20 protein-coding genes are annotated in these 21,935 nt (G+C 61.5%); 10 read left to right on the forward strand and 10 right to left on the reverse strand.

Annotated features, from left to right (window positions below; all coding sequences use genetic code 11):
* Positions 1–155 precede the first annotated feature (155 nt).
* Both ACK3CV_RS11985 and manA read right to left on the reverse strand, forming a co-directional pair.
* A complete protein-coding gene (locus ACK3CV_RS11985; protein WP_164141126.1) occupies positions 156–1,688 on the reverse strand; it encodes a YdgA family protein in 1,533 nt (510 codons plus the stop codon).
* 140 nt (positions 1,689–1,828) lie between these two features.
* Positions 1,829–3,007, reverse strand: coding sequence for a mannose-6-phosphate isomerase (gene manA, locus ACK3CV_RS11990; protein WP_164141124.1), 1,179 nt, complete (start codon positions 3,005–3,007; stop codon positions 1,829–1,831).
* A gap of 476 nt (positions 3,008–3,483) precedes the next feature.
* Between manA and ACK3CV_RS11995 the strand changes: the two genes are divergently transcribed.
* From ACK3CV_RS11995 to ACK3CV_RS12010, 4 genes are all read left to right on the forward strand, one after another.
* On the forward strand, positions 3,484–3,816 hold the full coding sequence (locus ACK3CV_RS11995; RefSeq protein ID WP_033654745.1) for a hypothetical protein: 333 nt from the start codon (positions 3,484–3,486) through the stop codon (positions 3,814–3,816).
* A 230-nt stretch (positions 3,817–4,046) separates the two neighbouring features.
* Positions 4,047–5,444, forward strand: coding sequence for a class II fumarate hydratase (gene fumC / locus ACK3CV_RS12000; protein WP_033638434.1), 1,398 nt, complete (start codon positions 4,047–4,049; stop codon positions 5,442–5,444).
* Positions 5,445–5,505: 61 nt separating this feature from the next.
* The gene (locus ACK3CV_RS12005; RefSeq protein ID WP_164141122.1) at positions 5,506–6,195 is read left to right on the forward strand and encodes a helix-turn-helix transcriptional regulator; all 690 of its coding nucleotides are present in this window, start codon (positions 5,506–5,508) and stop codon (positions 6,193–6,195) included.
* A 90-nt stretch (positions 6,196–6,285) separates the two neighbouring features.
* Entirely contained in the window at positions 6,286–6,654 is a 369-nt protein-coding gene (locus ACK3CV_RS12010; RefSeq protein ID WP_033638436.1) for a VOC family protein, read from the forward strand.
* On the opposite strand, the gene tus is transcribed toward ACK3CV_RS12010, so the two are convergent.
* Positions 6,644–7,582 carry a DNA replication terminus site-binding protein gene (gene tus, locus ACK3CV_RS12015; RefSeq protein ID WP_094860125.1) on the reverse strand — a complete coding sequence of 313 codons (939 nt, stop codon included), beginning with the start codon at positions 7,580–7,582 and terminating at the stop codon, positions 6,644–6,646. The two genes, ACK3CV_RS12010 and tus, sit on opposite strands and share 11 nt — an antisense overlap.
* 332 nt (positions 7,583–7,914) lie before the next feature.
* Here tus and ACK3CV_RS12020 point away from each other — a divergent pair, with 332 nt between their 5' ends.
* Entirely contained in the window at positions 7,915–9,711 is a 1,797-nt protein-coding gene (locus ACK3CV_RS12020; protein WP_164038353.1) for a glycoside hydrolase family 3 protein, read from the forward strand.
* A 118-nt stretch (positions 9,712–9,829) separates the two neighbouring features.
* Complete coding sequence (locus ACK3CV_RS12025) at positions 9,830–11,116, forward strand: glycoside hydrolase family 10-like protein (protein WP_164038356.1); 1,287 nt, start codon at positions 9,830–9,832, stop codon at positions 11,114–11,116.
* A gap of 51 nt (positions 11,117–11,167) precedes the next feature.
* Here the strand turns inward: ACK3CV_RS12025 and ACK3CV_RS12030 are convergent, their stop codons facing one another.
* Positions 11,168–12,436: an MFS transporter gene (locus ACK3CV_RS12030; RefSeq protein ID WP_031300458.1), complete on the reverse strand. Its 1,269-nt coding sequence runs from the start codon at positions 12,434–12,436 to the stop codon at positions 11,168–11,170.
* A gap of 147 nt (positions 12,437–12,583) precedes the next feature.
* Between ACK3CV_RS12030 and ACK3CV_RS12035 the strand changes: the two genes are divergently transcribed.
* The 3 genes from ACK3CV_RS12035 (at position 12,584) to bioD (ending at position 15,661) form a co-directional block, all read left to right on the forward strand.
* On the forward strand, positions 12,584–13,474 hold the full coding sequence (locus tag ACK3CV_RS12035; protein WP_033638441.1) for a LysR substrate-binding domain-containing protein: 891 nt from the start codon (positions 12,584–12,586) through the stop codon (positions 13,472–13,474).
* A 159-nt stretch (positions 13,475–13,633) separates the two neighbouring features.
* Positions 13,634–14,851, forward strand: a complete 1,218-nt coding sequence (gene mlc, locus ACK3CV_RS12040; RefSeq protein WP_004938526.1) for a sugar metabolism global transcriptional regulator Mlc — start codon at positions 13,634–13,636, stop codon at positions 14,849–14,851.
* Between the two features lie 144 nt (positions 14,852–14,995).
* Positions 14,996–15,661: a dethiobiotin synthase gene (bioD, locus tag ACK3CV_RS12045; protein ID WP_033648223.1), complete on the forward strand. Its 666-nt coding sequence runs from the start codon at positions 14,996–14,998 to the stop codon at positions 15,659–15,661.
* 6 nt (positions 15,662–15,667) lie between these two features.
* Here bioD and ACK3CV_RS12050 read toward each other — a convergent pair whose 3' ends face one another.
* Positions 15,668–16,162, reverse strand: a complete 495-nt coding sequence (locus ACK3CV_RS12050) for a DUF2938 family protein (RefSeq protein WP_039566303.1) — start codon at positions 16,160–16,162, stop codon at positions 15,668–15,670.
* Positions 16,163–16,230: 68 nt separating this feature from the next.
* On the opposite strand from ACK3CV_RS12050, the gene ACK3CV_RS12055 reads away from it, so the two are divergent.
* The gene (locus tag ACK3CV_RS12055) at positions 16,231–16,623 is read left to right on the forward strand and encodes a helix-turn-helix domain-containing protein (RefSeq protein WP_033648225.1); all 393 of its coding nucleotides are present in this window, start codon (positions 16,231–16,233) and stop codon (positions 16,621–16,623) included.
* On the opposite strand, the gene clcB is transcribed toward ACK3CV_RS12055, so the two are convergent.
* From clcB to ACK3CV_RS12080, 5 genes are all read right to left on the reverse strand, one after another.
* Positions 16,620–17,921, reverse strand: a complete 1,302-nt coding sequence (gene clcB / locus ACK3CV_RS12060; RefSeq protein WP_060430135.1) for a voltage-gated ClC-type chloride channel ClcB — start codon at positions 17,919–17,921, stop codon at positions 16,620–16,622. The two genes, ACK3CV_RS12055 and clcB, sit on opposite strands and share 4 nt — an antisense overlap.
* Positions 17,922–18,046: 125 nt before the next feature.
* On the reverse strand, positions 18,047–19,186 hold the full coding sequence (gene osmV, locus ACK3CV_RS12065) for an osmoprotectant ABC transporter ATP-binding protein OsmV (protein WP_164141120.1): 1,140 nt from the start codon (positions 19,184–19,186) through the stop codon (positions 18,047–18,049).
* Positions 19,183–19,833, reverse strand: a complete 651-nt coding sequence (gene osmW / locus ACK3CV_RS12070; protein WP_033638455.1) for an osmoprotectant ABC transporter permease OsmW — start codon at positions 19,831–19,833, stop codon at positions 19,183–19,185. The genes osmV and osmW overlap by 4 nt, the downstream gene beginning before the upstream one ends.
* 11 nt (positions 19,834–19,844) lie before the next feature.
* Entirely contained in the window at positions 19,845–20,702 is an 858-nt protein-coding gene (locus ACK3CV_RS12075) for a glycine betaine ABC transporter substrate-binding protein (protein ID WP_223307178.1), read from the reverse strand.
* 64 nt (positions 20,703–20,766) lie between these two features.
* Positions 20,767–21,483: an ABC transporter permease gene (locus ACK3CV_RS12080; RefSeq protein WP_164141118.1), complete on the reverse strand. Its 717-nt coding sequence runs from the start codon at positions 21,481–21,483 to the stop codon at positions 20,767–20,769.
* Positions 21,484–21,935 lie beyond the last annotated feature (452 nt).

Genomic DNA, 21,935 nt, shown 5'->3' on the forward strand with positions numbered 1-21,935 from the left:
GTTTGCCGCTGGCTGCCAAGCCCGGCAAGGTAATGCCGGACGGCACTGAGTTTGTCTTGCAGCGAAAACTTCATAGAACTGCACCTCCAAATGTCAGATGTGTCCAACATTTGGGGTGCAGTTCACAGGGGGCCCTTGATCAGACTTTCAGGCGATTACTGCGCCGGTGCCGGAGCGGGTTCCGCTTCCTGCGCCGGTTCAGCGTCTTCCGCCGGGGCGCCCAGCATGGCGAACTGGCCGATGAACTCTTGCAGCGACATCTTGTTGCCGTTCAGGTCAACCTGGTTGTCGGCATAGTGGAACTGGCTCGCGATCACGCCGTCTTTCTGGGTGGTCAGCTTGAACATCTGGCCCATGGCCGCCAGGCCCTGCACTTGCTGCTGCGCCAGTTTCTGCGCGTCTTCCGCATTGTAACCCTGCAACAGCGCGGTTTTCGCGGTCACTTCGGTGGCCATCGCTTCCGGAATGGTCAGGTTGATATCCAGCTTTTTAACCGCCTGCGCGATCAGTTGATCCGGCGATTGCGCCGGGGAGGCGGCCTTGCTCGGATCGGTCAGCGCCAGATCCAGCGTGAAGGTGCTCTCGCCCTTGCTGTTTTTCCAGCTCAGCGGCGCGATGCTGAGGCTCGGGTTGCCTTTCAGCAGCAGCGGCAGGTTCTTTTGCAACAGCTCGGCGTTTTGCTGCTCATACACGGCCGGATCCAGGTTCTCGCCCTGTTGCAGCAGCGCCATGGTCTGGCGGTTGTAGCTGTCGGCGAAGTCTTTCAGCGCCTTGCCGTCGACGTTGTCGATTTTCAGCGCCAGCTTGCCGGCGCCGAAATCGTTGCCCTGCACCTTGAGCGCGTCCATGGTGTAGTCGATCTGGCCGCCGATATTGCTGCTGCCTTGCTCGCCGAACTTGCTCACCAGGTTGAAACCGTCCAACGCCACGGTATCTTTACCGTCGATCGTCAGTTTGAACTGCTTCAGCGTCATCGTCTGATCGCCGAGCTTCACGCCGAACTTGCTCTCGTTGCTGTTGCCTTTCAGGTTGAAGCCCTGGAAGGTGATCTGCTCGTTTTGACCGAATTCGTTCGGGCTGGCGAACACAATATTGTCGCTATTGGCGTCCAGCACGAATTTTTTCAGATCGCTGGACACGTCGGCGTTAATGGTGGCGCCGCTGAATTTCAGCGAAGACTTATCCTTTTGGTAGTCCAACGGGATGATGTCGATGGCGGACGAGGTGTCCCCGCTGTAAGAGATGCGCGAATCGGCGGTAAACAGCGATTTGCCTTTGGTGGTGTCAAACAGACCTTTCACCGCCGGAGTATTTTCCAGCTCGGTATGCACCGACGCCATGCTCGGCAGCAGATTGAATTTTTTCAGCTGGGCGAAGGGGAACGGGCCGTGATCGATGGTTTCCAGGAACGCCACTTCTTCGCCGGCTTTCAGCGCCGCGTCTTCACTGGTATCCGTGCCGTCGGAGCGCAGCACATAACGCACTTTGCTGCTGAACAGGCCGCGCTGGTAGTTTTCATAGCTCAGCTTCACGCCGGCTTTCGGCAGGTAAGCTTTCAGCTGGCCGTTGGCGTTGTCGACGACTTCGCCCATGTGCTGCTCGATCAGTTTCCCGGTGTACCAGGATGCCCCGGTCCATGCTGCGCCAAGAACCACAATGACGCTGACAGCGACTAACGATTTTTTCATAGCTCTGTTTCATCCTTTTTTCTTATCACCCTCCGTTGCGCGGGAGGGGCAAATAGGGGCCGAAAATAAACGCCCGCAGGCGTTTAATTGTGGGGGTAGCTCTCGCTTTCAGCAAGCAATTTGCTGAAATTTATCAACGGTTAGGCCAGCTGGTTATAAACCCTGGCGATGCGGCCGCTGCCGCTGACGTTGACCGGGGATTCGAAAGCCCCGATAAAGCAGGATTCGCCCGGTTTGAGCGTCAGGCGTTGCCCGGATTTTTCCAGCGTCGCTTCGCCGGTGACGCAGAACACGATGGCGGCGCTTTGCTGCGCCAGCGCCTGCGGGGCGGTGGTCAAATCGTGCAGCGAGAAGGCGAAATCCTCCACCGGAATCGGGAAGAACAGCTCGTTGTCGCGCGGCTCCGGCTGGGTCAGCAGGCCGGAAGCCGGCTGCGGGCGGAACTGCAGATTGGCCAGCAGCTCGGGCACGTCGATGAATTTCGGCGTCAGGCCCGCGCGCAGCACGTTGTCCGAGTTGGCCATCACCTCCAGCGCCACGCCTTTCAGGTAGGCGTGCGGCGTTTCGGCATACAGGAACATCGCTTCGCCCGGCGCGAGCTGCACCACGTTCAGCAGCAGCGGTGAGAACAGGCCGCTGTCGTCCGGATAGAAGCCGGCGATAAAGCGTACGGTATCCCAGGGTTCCCCCTGCTGGTTATTGAGCGCGGCTTTCAATACGCCGAGCGCCAGCGACTTTTGCTCGCCGCTCATCGTCAGCAGGCTGGCGAACAGGGTTGCGAGATGCGCGGTGTCCGGCTGTTGCAGGAAGGCGGCGATGTCGTGGTGTGCGCCGGCGATCGGTTGCAGCAGGGAAACGATATCGGCCAGTTCGCGAAAGCCGTTCATCGCCAGGAACGGCGTGAGGGCGAACACCAGCTCGGGCTTGTGGTTGGGATCTTTATAGTTGCGTTCGGCGGCGCTCAGGGGGATGCCGGCGGCATTCTCTTTCGCGAAGCCGATTTCGGCCGCCGCTTTGCTCGGGTGAACCTGGATCGACAGTGGCTGATCGGCGCAGAGTACTTTAAACAGGAACGGCAACTCGCCAAAGCGGCTGGCGACGTTGGTGCCCAGCTGTTTTGGCTGGTCTTCATCGATCAGATCGCGCAGCGAACGCAGCTCGCCGTCGGCGCCCGGCACGCGGGAAGGGCTCTTGGGATGGGCGCCCATCCACAGTTCGGCCATCGGCAGATTATCAGGGTTGGCGATGCCGTAAAGACGGGTCAGCGCATCGTGGCTGCCCCAGGCGTAATTCTGTACCGCGTTGGTCATTTTTTGCATGTCGATAAACGTCCTTAGCGTCATTGCCGTACCGGATGGCAATAACTTACTGATTTTATACGGTTAGTTAAATCTGTGCCGACAACCATCATACGCCCGCGTCGGCAGGAAAAATCATGGGCGCGATCAAAACAACGCCGAATAACGTCGCGCCCGGCAACGGGGCCAAAGTATAGCGTGATAACGATCGGCGCCTCAATTGGCGCGCAGGCCTCAAGGCGGCCCGGAAAACCCGCCATTCGATTATTTTTTGAACCGGCAGGATTATTGCCGATAGTCCGCTCATCCTGCCGCATTATTTATTATTCAGCATGTCAAAATATGACTGCTGAATTTATTTTTTACCGTCTGAGCCATTCCCTTATTATTATTTTCGCGCTGCGCCGGGCGATCACACGCCGAGCTTAAACCTGCGCGTCAGACCCCTTTACCGTAACGGCTAACGAGTCGATTTAACAAAACCAGAGGTCTGTTGCATGAAAAAACTGTTGTTGCTGTTGGGGCTTTGCGCCGGCGCAGCCCAGGCGGCGGTGATTGTCACCTATCCCTACGCGGCGCCGCGCGCCGTGGCGATCGCGCCGGCGCCGATCGTCGTTGCACCCGCGCCGGTCGCGGTTCCCGCCGCGATCGTGCCCGTGGCGCACCCGTTGGCGCTCACCGCCGGCGCGGTGGCGACCGGGGCCTATCGGCATCATGAACGGCAGGACGCCTACGACGAGATCAATCATCTGCAGCAACAACGTATCGATGAGCTCAATCATTTACAGGCGCAGCGCATCAATAATTTTAATTCGCGTCATCCGCGTTAATGAGTAGCCACACTTTTATTCTCCTGGCTCATTCCCGGCCGTTTATTTCGCCGCGGGTTAACCGATGGAAAATAACCGCGTCGTTAATGGGTAAAAAAGATGAAACGTGCTGTGAGATAACTCTCTTAATGCGAATAGTTATTATGTCACTATACTGGGAGTGCATGCCGACGGGGGATAGCGCGTCGGCCTAACCCTACGATTTTAGGAATTATGCTAAGGAGATAATGATGGCAGGCGTTCGTATCGAAAAAGACTCTATGGGCCCCATCGAAGTACCGGCCGACAAGCTGTGGGGCGCGCAAACCCAGCGTTCGTTGGCGCATTTCCGCATTTCCTCCGAAAAGATGCCGACCGCGCTGATCCACGCGCTGGCGTTGACCAAGCGCGCCGCCGCGCAGGTGAACGTGGATCTGGGGCTGCTGCCGGCCGAACGGGGCGCCGCCATTATCAGCGCCGCCGACGAAGTGCTGGCGGACAGCCATGCCGACCAGTTCCCGCTGTCGATCTGGCAAACCGGCTCCGGCACCCAGACCAACATGAACATGAACGAAGTGTTGGCCAACCGCGCCAGCGAGCTGCTGGGCGGCGTGCGCGGTGAAGAGCGCAAGGTGCACCCGAACGACGACGTCAATAAAAGCCAGAGCTCCAACGACGTGTTTCCCACCGCGATGCACGTGGCGGCGGTGATTGCGCTGCGCGAACATCTGATCCCCGAGCTGAAAGTGCTGCACAAGACGCTGAGCGACAAGGCTGAAGCCTACCGCGACATCGTCAAAATCGGCCGCACCCATCTGCAGGACGCCACGCCGCTGACCCTGGGGCAGGAGATCTCCGGTTGGGCGGCGATGCTGGCGCACAATCTGAAACACATCGAGGACAGTATTCCGCACATCGCCGAGCTGGCGCTTGGCGGCACGGCGGTCGGCACCGGGCTGAACACCCATCCGGAGTACGCGGTGCGCGTTGCTAAAGCGCTGGCGGAGTTGACCCATCAGCCGTTCGTCACCGCCCCGAACAAGTTCGAAGCGCTGGCGACCTGCGACGCGCTGGTGCAAGGGCATGGCGCGCTGAAAGGGCTGGCGGCCTCGCTGATGAAGATCGCCAACGACGTGCGCTGGCTGGCTTCCGGCCCGCGCTGCGGCATCGGCGAGATTTCGATCCCGGAGAACGAACCGGGCAGTTCCATCATGCCGGGCAAGGTCAACCCGACCCAGTGCGAGGCGATGACCATGCTGTGCGCCCAGGTGCTGGGCAACGACGTGGCGGTGAACATTGGCGGCGCTTCCGGCAACTTCGAGCTGAACGTGTTCCGCCCGATGGTGATCCACAACTACCTGCAGTCGATTCGCCTGCTGGCCGACGGCATGCAGGGCTTCAACGAGCACTGCGCGGTGGGCATCGAACCGAACCGCGATCGCATCACCCAGTTGCTGAACGAATCGCTGATGCTGGTGACGGCGCTCAACACCCACATCGGCTACGACAAGGCGGCGGAAATCGCCAAGAAAGCGCACAAGGAAGGGCTGACGCTGAAAGCCGCGGCGCTGAAGCTGGGCTACCTGACCGAAGCGCAGTTCGACGAGTGGGTGCGGCCGGAAGCGATGGTCGGCAGCATGCAGAAATGATTGATCTGTGAGGCAACCGGGGGCTTACTGAGGTAAGCCCTTTTTTTGTGGAGAAATCAAGATGTCGCGCGCACAACGTTTACTCGATCTGATGCAGCTGCTGCGCAGCCACCGTTATCCGGTGGCGGGCCATGCGCTGGCGCAGACGCTGGGCATCAGCATGCGCACGCTGTACCGCGATATCGCCACGCTGCAGCAGCAGGGGGCGGAGATCGCCGGCGAGGCGGGCGTCGGCTATGTGCTGCGCCCCGGCTTTATGCTGCCGCCGCTGATGTTCTCGCAGGCGGAGACAGAAGCGTTGGTGCTGGGCATGCGCTGGGTCAGCCGCCGCGGCGACAGCCAGCTGGCGAGCGCGGCGGGCCAGGCGCTGGCCAAGATCGCCGCCGTGCTGCCGCCGGCGCTGCGGGAGGAGCTGGAGGCTAACACGCTGTTGATCGCGCCGGTTCAGGCACCGCCGGTGGCGGATGAGCTGCGGGTGCTGATCCGTGACACCATCCGCCGCGAGCGCAAGCTGCATATCGGCTATCTCGATCTGGCGGGGCAGCGCAGCGAACGCCTGCTGTGGCCCTTTGCGCTGGGCTTTTTCGACCAGCTCCAGGTGCTGGTCGCCTGGTGCGAGCTGCGCCAGGCGTTTCGCCATTTTCGCCTCGATCGCATTCAGGCCGCCATGCCGTTGGAACAGCGCTATCCGCGCGGCCGGCGGCGGCTGCTGAAAGAGTGGCGCCTCAGCGAGGGCATTACGGAGCAATAGCGGCACGCTGCTGCCATAAACTGTCAGCCGCGCGCTTTAGTCTGTGCCTATCGGGAACCGGCTGGTTCCCATCACCCAGAGGACAGACCGATGACTCTTCCCAGCATGACCCTGCTTTACGTCGATAACCCGCTGAACAGCGCCGCCTTTTATCAACGCTTACTGGGACAGGCGCCGGTGGAACTTTCTCCCGGCTTCGCCCTGTTCGTGCTCAACAACGGCTTTAAGCTGGGGATGTGGGCCAAACAGGGGGTAAAACCTGCGGCGACCCTGACCGGCGGCGGCGGTGAACTGGGCTTTTTGTGCCAGGATCCGCAAGAGGTCGAGGCGCGCTATAACCAGTGGCGCGAACTCGGGCTGCCGATTGAACAAACGCCGACCGAGATGGCGTTCGGTTACACCTTCGTGGCGCGGGATCCGGACGGCCATCGCCTGCGGGTGTATGCCCTCAGCGAGTAGCGTCGTCGGTATACAGGTGCAGGCGTGGCACCAGCAGCCGCAGCGGCCGGGCGTCGGGTTTGTAACGGTGTTTCACCGCGTCGACGTCGTAGTTGAGCAGCTCGCCAATCTTCGGCACCGCGGCGCCGTTTTCAACCTGACACAGGGCGATCAGCGGCAGCGGGCAGGGGTGTTGCACCTGTTTTTGCTGCTGCTGATACCACACCCGGGCGATCGGCTGCACTTTGACCGGCCGCTTGATTTTCAGCGTCGCGTGCTGCGGCAGGCGGCTGACGTCGTCTATCTCGCGGCTGACCAGGGCAGCCCACTGTTCACGGCTGTGCGGCGGCACCGCGCGGCCGGCTTTCAGGCTTTTCTCCAGCTGTGCCAGGATGTCGTCCCGCTTGACGTTTTTGATGATGTGCTTGTTGGCCCAGCCGAAGCGCACGGAGTCGGGATTGGTCAGGGCGGTGAGGGTGCGATAGGCGCTGAGGGTAATCAGCCCGTGCAGATGGGTGTGCACGAACTCGAAACGCTGCTCCGGCGCCAGGCCGGAATCGACGGTGATAATCTGTTCCAGCTCGCCCTTCAGGCGATTGATCAGCGCCAGCTGCGTTTGCAGCACCTGATACTCCGGCTGCTCCACCGCCAGACAGATGACGCCGGGCAGGCGAACGGCGGCCTTGCTGCTGACATTCTCCCGGTTATGGTGGATAAACAGCCGCTGATAGTGCTCCAGCGCCAGATCGCGCGCCGCTTGCCCTACATGCTGTTCGACCGCGATATGTGAGATGGCCTGATGTTCCTGGCCTTTTTCAACCTCCGGCAGGCTGAACACCCGCGCCGCCAGCAACCGCAGCGGGGCGATCTGCTGCTGCAGCGCGCCGAGCGCCTGCTCCAGTTCGCTAAAGCAGGCGTTCATCCGGCCAATCACATCGTATCTGCTCATCGCACCCTCCTATTTTAGTTACAACATACTATAGAAGAGTAGCAGACTGGGGGCAACATAGGCTACCGGGGAAAAGGCGGCTTCATTGGCCACCCGGCTTATCAGCGGAAAATACGCCATAACGGTCTTTGGCGGCAGGGCACGCAAGACACTCTGTATGCGTAGTGTTTTGATTATTTTATGGATTTTATCCTGTTCGTTTGTGTTTTGTTTAATCCATTTTCCGCACGCCGTTGTCCAAACGCTGGAACAAACGGAATGGCAGGACGCGATGAGCCCTTGGGGTTATCTTTTCTTCTGTCATTAACGGGCGCTTTAAACGGAGGTTCACTGTGGATATTAAACAGAAAGTCAAAAACATGACGCTGGAAGAGAAAATCGGGCAAAAAATCATGCTGGATTTTCGCTACTGGGATCGGAGCGGTAGCAGCAATCAGGATATGACCGTTCCCGATGAAGCCATTGGCAAGCTGATCGCCGATAACCACGTGGGTGGGGTGATCCTGTTTGCCAATAATCTGAAAGACAAGCAGCAGATCAACACATTGACGGCCTGGTATGCCGCGATGAAAACCCACGCGGGCATTCGTTTGTTTATTGGCACCGACAACGAAGGCGGTAACGTTTTCCGGCTGCCGCGCGGCGACTATGCCTCATTTCCCGGCAATATGGCGCTCGCAGCGGCGATTGAGGGCGGTGCGGATAAACATCTCGCCGTTGAACAAGGCAAACTGATGGCCCAGGATATGCGCGCGTTGCATATCAATACCAACTTTGCCCCGGTCGTGGACGTCAACACCAACCCGTTCAATCCGGTGATTAACGTTCGCGCCTTCAGCGATGATAAGAACACCGTTTCCCGTCTGGCAGAGAAAATGGTGGCGGGCATGAAACAGCAGGGGCTGATCACCGCTTACAAGCACTTCCCCGGCCATGGCAGCACCTCGACCGACTCGCATACCGGTTTGCCGCGCGTCGATCGCACGCGGGAAGAGGCTTTTGCCATCGATATCGCCCCTTACAAGCAGGCCATCGATCGCTGCGCGGCGCCGGACATGGTCATGACCGCCCATATTCAGTATCCGGCACTGGATAACCGCCAGATAGACACCCGCAGCGGTGAAAAAATCACGGTGCCGGCCACCATGTCGCATGAAATTCAGACCCAGATCCTGCGCAATGAATTGGGGTATGCCGGCGTAACGATTTCAGACGCGCTGGATATGGGCGCGATTGCCGAGCATTTCAGCCAGCAAGCGGCCGCTGAAAACGTCTTTGCCGCCGGGGTGGATATTGCCCTGATGCCTGTCAGCATCGCCTCGCCGGCCCAGGCGCGCTTGCTGCCGGAACTGATCCGTTACCTTGCGGACAGGGTGAAAACGGGGCATCTCAGCGAAGCCGATATCGATGCCTCGGTCGAGCGAATTTTGCGCCTGAAATTACGCCATAACCTGATGGGCCATAGCGACAGGCCGTGTTCCAACGACGCTTCGTCCTCAGCGCACAAGCTGGAAAAACGCATCGCCGATCGCTCCATTACCGTGGTGATCAATCGCCACAGCCTGTTGCCGTTGAAGGACAAAACGCTGCGCTACTTTATTTTGACCCCGTGGGGCGAGCAGGCCAACGGCATTGCGCGCGTGATGGCGCAGGAGGGGTATCAGAACGTCGTTGCCGCGAAGGAAACGGAACTGAGCGACGCCCAAGTCAGAGAGCATATTGCCGGCTGCGACGTGTTCCTGCTCGGAACGCTGTCAACCCGCTTTACGCCTGCCGAGCAGGATGGGGTGGTGACTTCAGCAACCGGAGCGGGCAATGACGGCAGCCCTTATCCGGGCTGGTTGAAATACGCCGCCGAGCAGGGGAAAAAACGCGTTCACCTCTCACTGCGCGCCCCTTACGATATCGTGAACTATGCCGCAGAGGTGGAGGCGGCCGTCGCCACCTACGCCTACTACGGGTATGACAGCGGCGTGTGGCGCGGCCCTTCGATGGTCTCTTTGGCGCAGGTGCTGACGGGTAAAATCAAACCGCAGGGCAAATTGCCGGTCAACACCTGGCATGACTACGATGCGGAAACCAATACGGGCAAGGTGGCGTTCCCTCGTGGGACTGGGCTGAGCTGGTGATGGGATAAGGACACCGGCGTCGTCTGAAAAAGGCGACGCCGGCAGCTTGATAGCGGGCAGTTTCTTGCTCTGCACGTAACGACATGGGATAACCGTCACTCACGGAAGGAGAATCAGGATGCCGACAGGCGCAACAAAATTAGGCGGATGGCTGTTGATGGCCGCCATGCTGGGCGTGAGCGGATGCGCCAAGCCACCCGAACCGGAGAAGCCCCCGCAGTCGACACCGCCGATAACACCGATGCGGGGCATCTGGCTGGCCACGGTCATTGGCCTGGACTGGCCGCCGGCGGCCTCCCTGAAGGCGGAAACCGCGCAAGATCGGGTTTGCCAGCAGAAACAGGGGCTGACGGACGCGCTGGACGAGATGGTGAAAACCGGGATTAACACGGTCTATTTTCAGGTTAAACCGGACGGCACGGCCCTGTGGCGCTCAAACATCTTGCCCTGGTCTGAGGTGTTGACCGGCACCGTTGGCCAGGATCCCGGCTATGATCCGCTGGCCTTTATGCTGCAAGAAGCGCACCGGCGCGGCATCAAGGTGCATGCCTGGTTGAACCCTTATCGGGTTTCCATGAATACCCGCCCACAGACGATTGAGGCACTCAATCATACGCTGCAGTCGCCGCCGGCCAGCGTCTATGCGCTGCATCCCGACTGGATACGCACCGCCAACGAGCGCTTCGTGCTCGATCCCGGCCTGCCCGACGTGCGCAACTGGATCACCGGCGTGGTGGCTGAAATCGTCAAAAACTATGAGGTCGACGGCATTCAGTTTGACGATTACTTCTATTACGAAACGCCGCAATCGCCGCTGGATGATGAACGAACATATCGCGCATACGGCAAAGGATTTGCAGACAAAGCCGCCTGGCGCAGGGACAACACGCTGCAATTGATAAAACAGGTGTCAGCCGCCGTCAAAGCATTGAAGCCCGAGGTTGCGTTTGGCATCAGTCCGGCGGGCGTATGGCGAAACAAAGCGGACGATCCTGACGGTTCGGCGACGCGGGCAGGCGCGCCATCGTACGATGCGGCCTATGCCGATACGCGCCAGTGGGTAAAACTGGGGCTGCTCGATTACATCGCACCGCAGCTGTATTGGCCTTTTGATCGCGAAATTGTCCGCTACGACGTGCTGGCCAACTGGTGGGCCGAGGTGGTGAAAGGCACGTCGGTTCGGCTCTATGCCGGGGTGGCGCTGTATAAAGTAGGAACGCCTGCGGCTAGCGAGCCGGCCTGGACCGTCGAGGGCGGCGTTCCCGAACTGAAAAGGCAGCTCGATCTCAACGAAAGCCTGCCGGGAATGGGGGGAACCATCCTGTTCCGGCAACGCTATCTGACTGAGCCGCAAACGGATAAGGCGGTGGAGTACCTGCGCACCCGCTGGAAAACCGGTCAATAATCACAGGCACTGGCATGACAAGCCGCGGCAAACCACCGCGGCTTTTTCTCTTCAAAGGCGCGCCGCTTCCGGCAGGCGTTTCAGGTAATGCACTACCAGCAGCGCCAGCAGCAGCATCAGGCTGATGAACGCCGCCACGCCATTCCAGCCGAAACTGTGCCAGAACACGCCGCCGAGGGTGCCGGCCACGCTCGAGCCGACGTAATAGCAGAACAGATATAGCGACGACGCCTGGCCTTTGGCGCGGCGCGCGCGGCGGCCGATCCAGCTGCTGGCCACCGAGTGGGCGGCGAAAAAGCCGGCGGTGAACAGCATCATGCCGATAAAGATCGCCGGCACCTGCGGCAGCGCGGTAATCAGAATCCCGATCAGCATAATTACGATCGAGGCCAGCAGCACCGGGCCGCGCCCGAAGCGCGAGGTGAGCGCGCCGGCCTTGGGCGAGCTGTAGGAGCCGGTGAGGTACACCACCGACAGCAGGCCGACGATCGCCTGGCTCAGGTGGTAAGGATCCGCCAGCAGGCGATAGCCGATGTAGTTGAACAGGGTGACGAAGCTGCCCATCAGCAGGAAACCTTCCGCGAACAGCAGCGGCAGGCCCTTATCGTGCCAATGCAGTTTGAAATTGATCAGCAGGGTGCGCGGGCGCAGCGAGCTGGCGCGAAAATGCCGCGAGGCGGGCAGGATGCGCCAGAACATGCAGGCGGCGGCGAGGGCGAACAGGCCGATGACCCCGAGCGACACGCGCCAGGAGAAGAAGTCGGTCAACACCCCGGTCACCAGGCGGCCGCTCATGCCGCCGATCGAGTTGCCGCTGATATACAGCCCCATCGAGAAGGCGACGAAGCTGGGATGGATCTCTTCGCTGAGATAGGTCATGCCGACCGCCGCCACGCCGCTCAGCGACAGGCCGATCAGCGCGCGCATCAGCAAGATGCCGTGCCAGCTGGTCATAAAGGCGCAGATCAGCGTGCAGACCGCCGCCAGCAGCAACGCCACCACCATCACCGATTTGCGGCCGATGGCGTCGGACAGCGGCCCGGTGAACATCAGGCCGATCGCCAGCAGGCCGGTGGAGACCGAGAGCGACAGGCTGCTTTCCGCCGGCGAGACGCCGAAATCTTGCGACAGCACCGGCAGGATCGGCTGCACGCAGTAGAGCAACGCGAAGGTCGCCAGCCCGGCGGAAAACAGCGCCAGCGTCACGCGCATAAACTGCGGCGTGCCGCGTTCGATGTAAGGGAGTTTGTTGTTGAGGGTGGAGCGTTTTACTTTTGGCGCAGCGGCCGCGTCATCGTTGGCGGCCAGCGTCGACGGCATCGCGGCCGCAGAACGCACAGGGGTTGTCACAGCGTTTCCTTACCGAACTTCGGGGAGATAAACAGACACTTTGCAGATAACAAAATGATAGGGAGCGGCGATTTTTTTGTCTAATATATTAATAATTAAAATTAAGACGTTTTAAATATGAATATCGAATTGAGGCACCTGCGTTACTTTATCGCCGTGGCGGAAGAGCTGCATTTTGGCCGCGCCGCCGAACGGCTGCGCATCTCCCAGCCGCCGCTCAGCCAGCAAATCCAGGCGCTGGAGGAGATGGTCGGCGCGCGGCTGCTGGCGCGCAACAACCGCAACGTCAGTTTGACCCAGGCCGGGGAGATGTTCCTCAAAGAAGCCTATCAGGTGCTCGATCAGGTCGGGCGCGCGGCGGAAAAGGCGGCGCGTCTGGATCGCGGCGAACTGGGGGAAATGACCATCGGCTTTACCTCTTCCGCGCCCTTTATCGGCGTGGTGTCGCGCAGCCTGCGCGCCTTTCGTCAGCACTCGCCGCAGGTGCATATCAAAATGCGCGAAATCAACACCAAACAGCAGATCGAACCGCTGCTGAACGGTGAGCTGGATCTGGGGGTGATGCGCAACACGCGGCTGCCGGAGGCGCTTCACTATCAGCTGCTGCTGCGCGAACCGCTGGTGGCGGTGGTGCCGCAAGGGCATCCGCTGGCGGAAACGCCCGGCGGCGCGCTGCGTTTCCAACATCTGGCGCAGGAGCCGTTCGTGTTTTTCTCGCGCGAAGTGGGCACCGCGCTGTACGACGAAATTCTGCTGCTGCTCGGCAAGGCCGGCATAACTCCGTACATCACCCAGGAAGTGGGCGAAGCGATGACCATTATCGGGCTGGTTTCCGCCGGGTTGGGGGTGTCGATTCTGCCGGCCTCTTTCGCCCGGGTGCGGGTGGACGGCGTGCGCTACCTGCCGCTGGCGGAACCGGACGCCACCACTGAAGTGTGGCTGGTGCATCACCGCCGGCGGCCGCTGACCGCTGCGGCACAGGCGCTGATGGCGTTGATGCTCAAATGACGCCGAAACCGGGTAAATAAAACTCGATTCACGCTGAAATTGCGAGGAATTTGTGCAGCAAATCACATAACGAATCAAATAGTTGACGCTGTATGACAAAAGCCCCACCATAACCCCTAGTCTTTATTTAGAAGCGCGAAAAATAGTAGGAGCAGGTTTGTGATTGCGGTTGGGCAGCCTGGGCATATCGATCAAATCAAGCAGACTAATGCGGGGGCGGTTTATCGGCTAATCGATCAACTGGGCCCGATTTCGCGCATCGAACTGTCAAAACGCGCGCAGCTGGCGCCCGCCAGCATCACCAAGATCGTGCGCGAACTGCTGGAAGCCCATCTGGTCAAGGAAACCGAGTACCAGGAAATCGGCAGCCGGGGCCGCCCGGCGGTGGGCCTGGTGCTGGACACCGAAGCCTGGCATTACCTGTCCGCCCGCATCAGCCGCGGCAGCATCACGCTGGCGCTGCGCGATCTCAGCAGCAAACTGGTGGTGGAGGAACAGCTGCCGCTGGCGGCCGAACACCCCGAACCGCTGTTGAAACGCATCCTGACCGAAGTCGACCAATTCTTTATCCGCCATCAAAGCAAGCTGGAGCGGCTGACGGCGATCGCCATTACGCTGCCGGGCATGATCGACGTGCAGTCCGGCGTGGTGCACCGCATGCCGTTTTACGACGTGCTGGAGATGCCGCTCGGCCCGGCGCTGGAAACCCGCACCGGCCTGCCGGTTTACCTACAGCACGACATCAGCGCCTGGACCATGGCCGAAGCGCTGTACGGCGCCTCGCGCGGCAGCCAGAACGTCATTCAGGTGGTGATCGACCATAACGTCGGCGCCGGGGTGATCACCGGCGGCCATGTGCTGCACGCCGGCAGCCACAGCGTGGTGGAGATCGGCCACACCCAGGTCGATCCTTACGGCAAACGCTGCTACTGCGGCAACCACGGCTGTCTCGAGACCGTGGCCAGCATCGAGAACATGCTGGAGATCGCCCAGCAGCGGCTGAGCGGCTCGATGAGCTCCAGCCTGCACGGCGCGCCGCTGACCGTCGAATCGCTGTGCGACGCCGCGCTGGCGGGGGATCAGCTGGCGCGGGACATCATCCTCGGCGTCGGCCACAGCGTGGGGCGCATTCTGGCTATCATGGTCAACCTGTTCAATCCGGAGAAGATCCTGGTGGGCTCGCCGCTCAACCGCGCGGCGGAGATCCTGCATCCGGCCATCGCCTCCTGCATTCGCCAGCAGGCGCTGCCGGCCTACAGCGAGCAGGTCAAGGTCGAATCCACGCAGTTCTTCAATCAGGGCACCATGCCTGGCGCGGCGCTGGTGAAAGAGGCGCTGTACAACGGTTCATTGCTGGTGCAGCTGTTGCAGGGCTAACATCAGAACTTCTTATTAATCCCGCAAAAGATTGAGCTACCTCAAGCCCCTATGAGGGCGCATCCCCTAGAATTTTTCCGCAAGACTTCTTCGCCGCCGGTGCGGCGACACATTGTTAACGGGGCATTCTGGGGCATTTTATTCATGTTGAAGCGTTTATTTGTGACAGGCACGGATACCGACGTCGGTAAAACCGTGGTTTCCCGCGGGTTGATGCAGGCGCTGGCCGCCGATGGCCGTTCGGTGGCCGGCTACAAGCCGATCGCCGCACGCTGCCAGGAAACCAGTGAGGGCATCCGCAATAAAGACGCTTTGGTGTTGCAGGCCACCTCAACCCTGCCGCTGTCCTACGAGGAGATCAATCCCATCACCTGCCTGGATGAGGTGTTTCACGCGCATGCAACCGAGGACATCAACTATGGCGTGATGAGCAGCGGTCTGCGCGATCTGTCCGCCAAAGCCGACACGGTGGTGGTGGAAGGCAGCGGCGGTTGGCGGGTGCTGATGAACGATCTGCGGCCTTACGCCGAGTGGGTGGTGCAGGAACAGCTGCCGGTGGTGCTGGTGGTGGGCATCAAACTGGGCTGCGTCAGCCACGCGCTGCTGACCGCGCAGTCGATCATCAACGACGGTCTGCCGCTGCTGGGCTGGGTCGCCAACCGCATCAACCCGGGGTTGGCGCACTATGCCGAAACCATCACGGCGCTGCAGCAGCGCATTCCCGCGCCGCTGCTGGGTGAAATTCCGTATCTGCCGCGCGCGGAGCAGCGCGAACTGGCGCACTACCTCGATATTTCCACGCTGCTGTAAGTCCGTTCAGGCGCAGAGCGTCGCCAACAGCCGAGCGGCGATCAGCAGGCCCAGCCCATACACCGTGTGGGTGAGCAGGCTGAGGAGCCGCGCTTTTCGTGGGTAGGCGGTTTTCGCCGCCGCCACGCCAAAGCCCAGCGCGGGCTGCATCACCAAAAACGGCGCCGCCAGGCTCAGCCAGCCGCTCAACAGCGCGATGAGCGGCTCCGGCGCCGCATACCACTCGCTGCCCGCCAACCCGAGCGGGATAAAGGCAAACGCGATGCCGATGGCGTAATGCAATATCCAGCCGATTTCTCTCTCCCCCCGGCGCGGCGGCGCCGTAACGATGGTGGCGTGAAACCAGCGGCCGTCGAACATGCCGAGAAACCAACGGCCCACCAGCGCATAATCGAGAGAAGGGATGTCGAAGCGCCGCTTCAGCAGCAGCGCCCACAGATCCATACAGAGGGTGGCGCCGGCGCCGGTTAACAGGATGCGCACTAGCAGATCGGGGGTCATAGGGTGTCCTTGGCTCAGTGACGTGATAATGTGCGCACAGTGTGCAACTTAAAGTCGGCTTCAAGTCAATGGCAAAAGAACTGGATATCGGCGCGGTGGCGCGCCTGAGCGGAGTCGCGCCTTCCGCGCTGCGGCATTACGAGAAGAAAGGGCTGATCGCGTCGACGGGCCGCCACGGTTTGCGCCGCCAATACGCCGCCGGCGTGCTTGACCAACTGCGGCTGATCGCGCTGGCGCGCCTGGCCGGTTTTACGCTGGACGAGATGAGCGCCTTGTTTGACGAACGGGGCAAGATAGCGCTCGATCGCGGGCTGCTGGCGGCGCGGGCGGATGAACTGGATCGCCATATCCAACGCCTGATGCAGGTGCGCGACGGGCTGCGCCACATGGTCGATTGCCCTGAACCCGAGCACCTGCAGTGCCCGCAGTTCAGGAAAATCCTGCAGCAGGGCGAGTTCTAAGCCTCGCGTTTGGGCGGCGGCGCCGAGTGATACACCGACACCGGCCGCAGACCGCGCGACACGGTGGTGGCGATCACGCACGAGAGCAGAATGCCGGGCAGCAGCGCGTATTCGCCGGTCATTTCAAACACCATCAGCGCCGCCATGATTGGCGCATGGGTGGTGGCGGCCAGCAGGGTGGCCATGCCGGTCAGCGCCAGCAGCAGCGGCACCGCCGCATCCATGCCCGGCCACAGGCCAAACAGCTGACCGATGATCGAACCGAGCGCGGCGCCGACGAACAGCGTCGGGGTGAAGACCCCGCCCGGCGCGCCCGACCCGCTGCTGGCGAGGATCGCCAACAGTTTGCACACCAGGATCGCCCCCAGCAGCAATACCCCCGGCGGCGCGATCAGCAGCGCCTGTACCACGCTGTAACCATTGCCCCACACCTGCGGGAACAGCAGAGAAAGCAGCCCGACGATCAGGCCGCCCAGCGCCAGCTGCAACGGCGGCTTCAACCGCAGCGAACGGAACGCGCGGCCGGTGGCGGTCATCAGCCATAAAAACAGCGGCCCGCCGGCGCCGGCCACCACGCCGACCAGCGCCATCAGCAGGTATTGCGTCGGCAAGGGGGCGGCGAGCGGCGTCACCAGATAGAGCGGCGCCTGGCCGCCGTTGAGCAGGTTGGTCATCAGCAGGGCGCTGACCGCGGCGATCACCACCGGGCCGAGCGAGGCCAGCATCAGGGTGCCGAACAGGATCTCGGCGATAAACAGGCTGCCCGCCAGCGGCGCATGATAGGCGCTGGCCATCCCGGCGGCGGCGGCGCAGGCCACCCACAGTTTCCACTCTTTCTCGTGCGTAAAGCGCTGGGCGAACAGCGAGCCCACCAGCGCCGCCAGCAGGATCATCGCGCCTTCGCGGCCGATGGCGCTGCCGCTCGACACCACCAGCAGCGACGCCAGGCACTTCACCAGGCTGGCGCCGGTGTCCAGCTTGCCGTTGCCGGTCTCGATCGCTTCCATATAGTCGGTGGGCGCCGCCGGGCGCTGGTGGCGGTAGCGCTGATGCATATACAGCAGCAGGCCCGCCGCCAGCCCGCCCAGCGCCGGAGTGAGGGCGCGCCGCCAGCCGGGCAGCGCGGCGGCGGCGGCCACCAGGCTGCCGTCGGCATTGCCGAGCAGCAGCCACTCGAGGCCAATCATCGAACGGTGGAACAACCACACCGCCAGGGCGGCGGCGACGCCGATGAACACGGCGATAAACAGGCTGCGCAACAGGGCGCGATAGTGGTGCAGGTGGACCAATCTTTTCATGCGTGGGCAGCGTCGTGAGAAAAATCAAAGGGTCATCAGCGCATTGTGCTTGGCGCTCCGGCCGATGACCAGTGAATCTTTAGCAAACTGCGGCGTGGGCGGGGCGGCGAGCGCCCCGGCGTGGGTTATTGCGGCGTCAGCACCCGGCGCGTGCGGCCGGAGCTGAGGTAGTCGGCGATATAATCCTGCGAGATTTCGCCGCTGTAGCGGCCGTCTTCATCGACGATCGGCATCCAGGAGGTGTTGTGCTCGTACAGCTTCGACAGCACCACGCGCAGGTTCTCCTCCGCACGGGCGGTGACGCGGAAATGGTGCAGGCTGTCGGCGCAGATGCCCGGCGCGCCGCGTGCCTCGCGGCGCTTGACGTACCCCAGCGGCTTGCCGTCGGCGTCCACCACCGTCACCGAGCGGGCGTCGATATCGTCCATCAGCCCGAACGCTTCCACTAGCGGCGTCTCCCGCCGCACCGTCACCGTTTCCTGTTGTTCGGCCACGTCGCCGGCCTGCACCAGCAGCAGGCGCTTCAGCGTGCGATCCTGGCCGACAAAGGAAGCGACGAAGTCGTTGGCCGGCCGCGCCAGCAGCTCATCGGCGCTGGCGTTCTGCACGATCTTGCCCTGGCGGAACACCGCGATGCGATCGCCGAGCTTTAGCGCTTCGTCGATGTCGTGGCTCACCAGCATCACGGTCTTTTTCAGCTGGCGCTGCATGTCGAGAAACTCGTTCTGGATGGTTTCGCGGTTGATCGGATCCACTGCGCCGAAGGGTTCATCCATCAGCAGCACCGGTGGATCGGCTGCCAGCGCGCGGATCACGCCGATGCGCTGCTGCTGCCCGCCGGACATCTCTTTCGGGTAGCGGTGCAAAAAACGCTTGGGATCCAGCGCCACCATGCTCATCAGCTCCTCGGCGCGATCGTGGCAGCGTTTTTTGTCCCAGCCCAGCATGCGCGGCACCACGGTGATGTTCTCCTCGATGGTCATGTTGGGAAACAGGCCGATCTGCTGGATGACGTAGCCGATTTTGCGGCGCAGGCTGACGGTATCCAGCGCGCTGGTGTCTTCGCCGTTGACCAGAATGGTGCCGCCGGTGGGTTCGATCAGGCGGTTGATCATCTTCAGCGTGGTGGTTTTGCCGCAGCCGGAAGGGCCGAGCAGCACGCAGATTTCGCCTTCCGGCACGTCCAGATTGATGTTGTCGACGGCGTTGAACGGCGTGCCGTTCTTTTGCATGAACTGTTTGGTCAGATTTTCCAATTTAATCATGAGCGGATCCCCTTGGGCGTTAGTGCAATTTGCAAGCGGTGCAATAACCAATCGAGGACGATCGCCAGCAGGCTGATCATCACGGCGCCGGTAATCAACTGGCGAATGTCGCTGCTGCTGATGCCGTTGAGCAGCAGCAGGCCGAGGCCGCCGGCGCCGATCACCGCAGCGATCGCCATCACGCCGATATTCATCACCACGGCGGTGCGGATGCCGCCGAAAATCACCGGCAGCGCCACCGGGATCTCCACCCAGCGCAGGCGTTGCCAGAACGTCATGCCGATGCCGCGGCCGGCTTCGCGCAGCCCGCCGGGCAGGTTGTCGAGCGCGGTGTGGGTGTTGCGCACGATTGGCAGCAGCGAGTAAAGGAACACCGCGGTGATCGCCGGCACGTAGCCGATGCCGTGGCCGATTAAGGAAAACAGCGGGATCATCAGCCCGAACAGGGCGATGGAGGGCACGGTCAGCACCAGCGTGGCCAGGCTCAGCACCGGCGTCGCCAGCCATTTGTGGCGGACGATCAGCACGCCGAGCGGCACGCCGATCAGGATCGCCAGGCCGACGGCGACGCCGACCAGCAGCAGATGTTCCAGCGTCAATCCGGCGATATAGGCCCAGTTTTGCCAGGCGTAAAGTATGGTATTCATCACATGCCTCCCTAAATCAGGCCGCGCTGCTTGAGGAACGCGTCGGCGACCTGTTGCGGCGTCTGGTAGTCGATATCCACCCTGGCGTTAAGCTCGGTGATCACCTGATTGTTGAACTGTTTCGACAGCGTGTTCAGCGCCTCTTCCAGCCCCGGCGTGTTTTGCAACACGTCGGCGCGCACCACCGGCGTGACCGCATAGCTCGGGAAGTAACCCTTGTCGTCTTCGAGCACCTGCAGATCGAAGCCTTTCACCCGGCCGTCGGTGGTGTACACCAGCCCGGCGTCGACGAAGCCGTCGCGGATGGCGTTGTAGACCAGGCCGGGATCCATTTGGCGGATTTGCGGACGATCGAGCGGCATGTCGTACAGCGCCTGCATCGGCTTCAGGCCGTCCGAGCGGCCGGCAAACTCCAGATCCAGCCCCAGCAGCCAGTTGTGTTTCGGGTCGGTTTTACGCACCTGTTCCACTTTGGCCACCAGCTGTGACATGGTGCGAATCTGCTCTTTTTCCGCGCGCTGGCGCTGCATGGCGAAGGCGTAGGTGTTGTTCATGTCCGCCGGCTGCAGCCACACCAGGCCGAGTTTGGCGTCGAGCTTTTTCACCGTGTCGTAAGTTTCCTGCGGCGTCATGCGCTTATTGATGTGGTTAAAGATGATCAGTGAGGTGCCGGTGTATTCCCAGGTCATGTCGATCTGTTTGTTGATCATGGCGTTGCGAGTGATCACCGTGGCCAGATTGGTCTTGGGTTCGACCTGAAAACCTTTGGCCCGCAGGTATTGCACGGTGATCGCCGACAGAATGCGCTGTTCGGTAAAGTTCTTGCTCGCCAGCGTCAGCGGGGCGGCCCAGGCGGCCGCGCCGGTCATCAGCAAGGAGAACAGCAGCGCGTGGCGGAGGCGTTGTAACCATCGAGTCATCGCGTTTCTCCCATCAGGATGCGGTGTGCGGGCTGAGCCGGCGGCCGAGACCGGCCAGCGCCAGATCGAGCAGCAGGGCGATCAGCGCGGTGGCGGCGGCGCCGAGGATCAGCGTCGGGAAGTCGTTCAGGTAGATGCCGGGGAAGATCAGTTCGCCGTAGCTGCTGGCGCCGATCAAAAATGCCAGCGGCGCGGTGCCGACGTTGATCGCCATTGCGATGCGCACCCCGGCGAAGATCACCGGCAGGGCGTTGGGCAGTTCGACCTGTCGCAGCCGCTGCCCGGCAGTCATGCCAATACCGTTGGCGGCCTCGACCAGCGCCGGCGGCACCGAACGCAGGCCGGCATAGGTATTGCGCACGATGGGCAGCAGCGAGGCGAGGAACAGCGCCACCACCGCCGGTCGGTCGCCGATGCCGATGATCACCATCGCCAGCGCCAGCACCGCCAGCGGCGGCAGGGTGTTGCCGACGTTAAAGATCTGCATCACGTGCTCCGCCCAGCGGCGGGCGAAAGGGCGGCTCAGCAGGATGCCGCTGGGAATGCCGACCAGCAGCGACAGCAGCATGGAGCACGCCACCAGGAACATGTGCTGCTGGCCGAGGTAAATCAAATCTTCCCGGCGCGACTTGAGGGTTTCCAAGCCGATGCCGTAAACCAGCAGCGCGACGACGGCGATAAACAGCAGGCTCCCGAGGAGCAGGCGCCGGTATGGCGCTGACTTGTGCATGATGTTGCGTCCTCCGTTGCGCGGAGCGGCCGATAGGCGGCGCATTCCGCTCTGATTGTTACCCACGGCCCGGCGGGCGTGGCGGTACAAAACGGGCGTTTCGCATGAGGTTAGCGACATTGAGCGAAGGGTGCGTTCGGCACAGCGTGCTGAACGTAGGCTCAATACGTGAGTTAATCAGCATAAGATACTGATATTTAAACCCGAGAAAGCACGAAGCCCAAAGGCGCCGGCTAGGGAAGGTATAGCACCCTGTCGTTGAGCGTGCCAAGTTTTATGAACAAAATCAGCTGATTGAGTTTGCCCAGATTGGCGCCGCAGACCGCGTCAGCGCTGGGATGCGTGGAAAGTAAAAAAAATCCGCAGCAAAACGTTACGCCGTAACAATCAGTCTAAATGGTGCGATTCGCCGCCGGCAAAGGCAGGATGTGAGGGCGGATAGACTCGGCGCA

It is taken from the genome of Serratia sp. TSO36 (assembly GCF_057808395.1).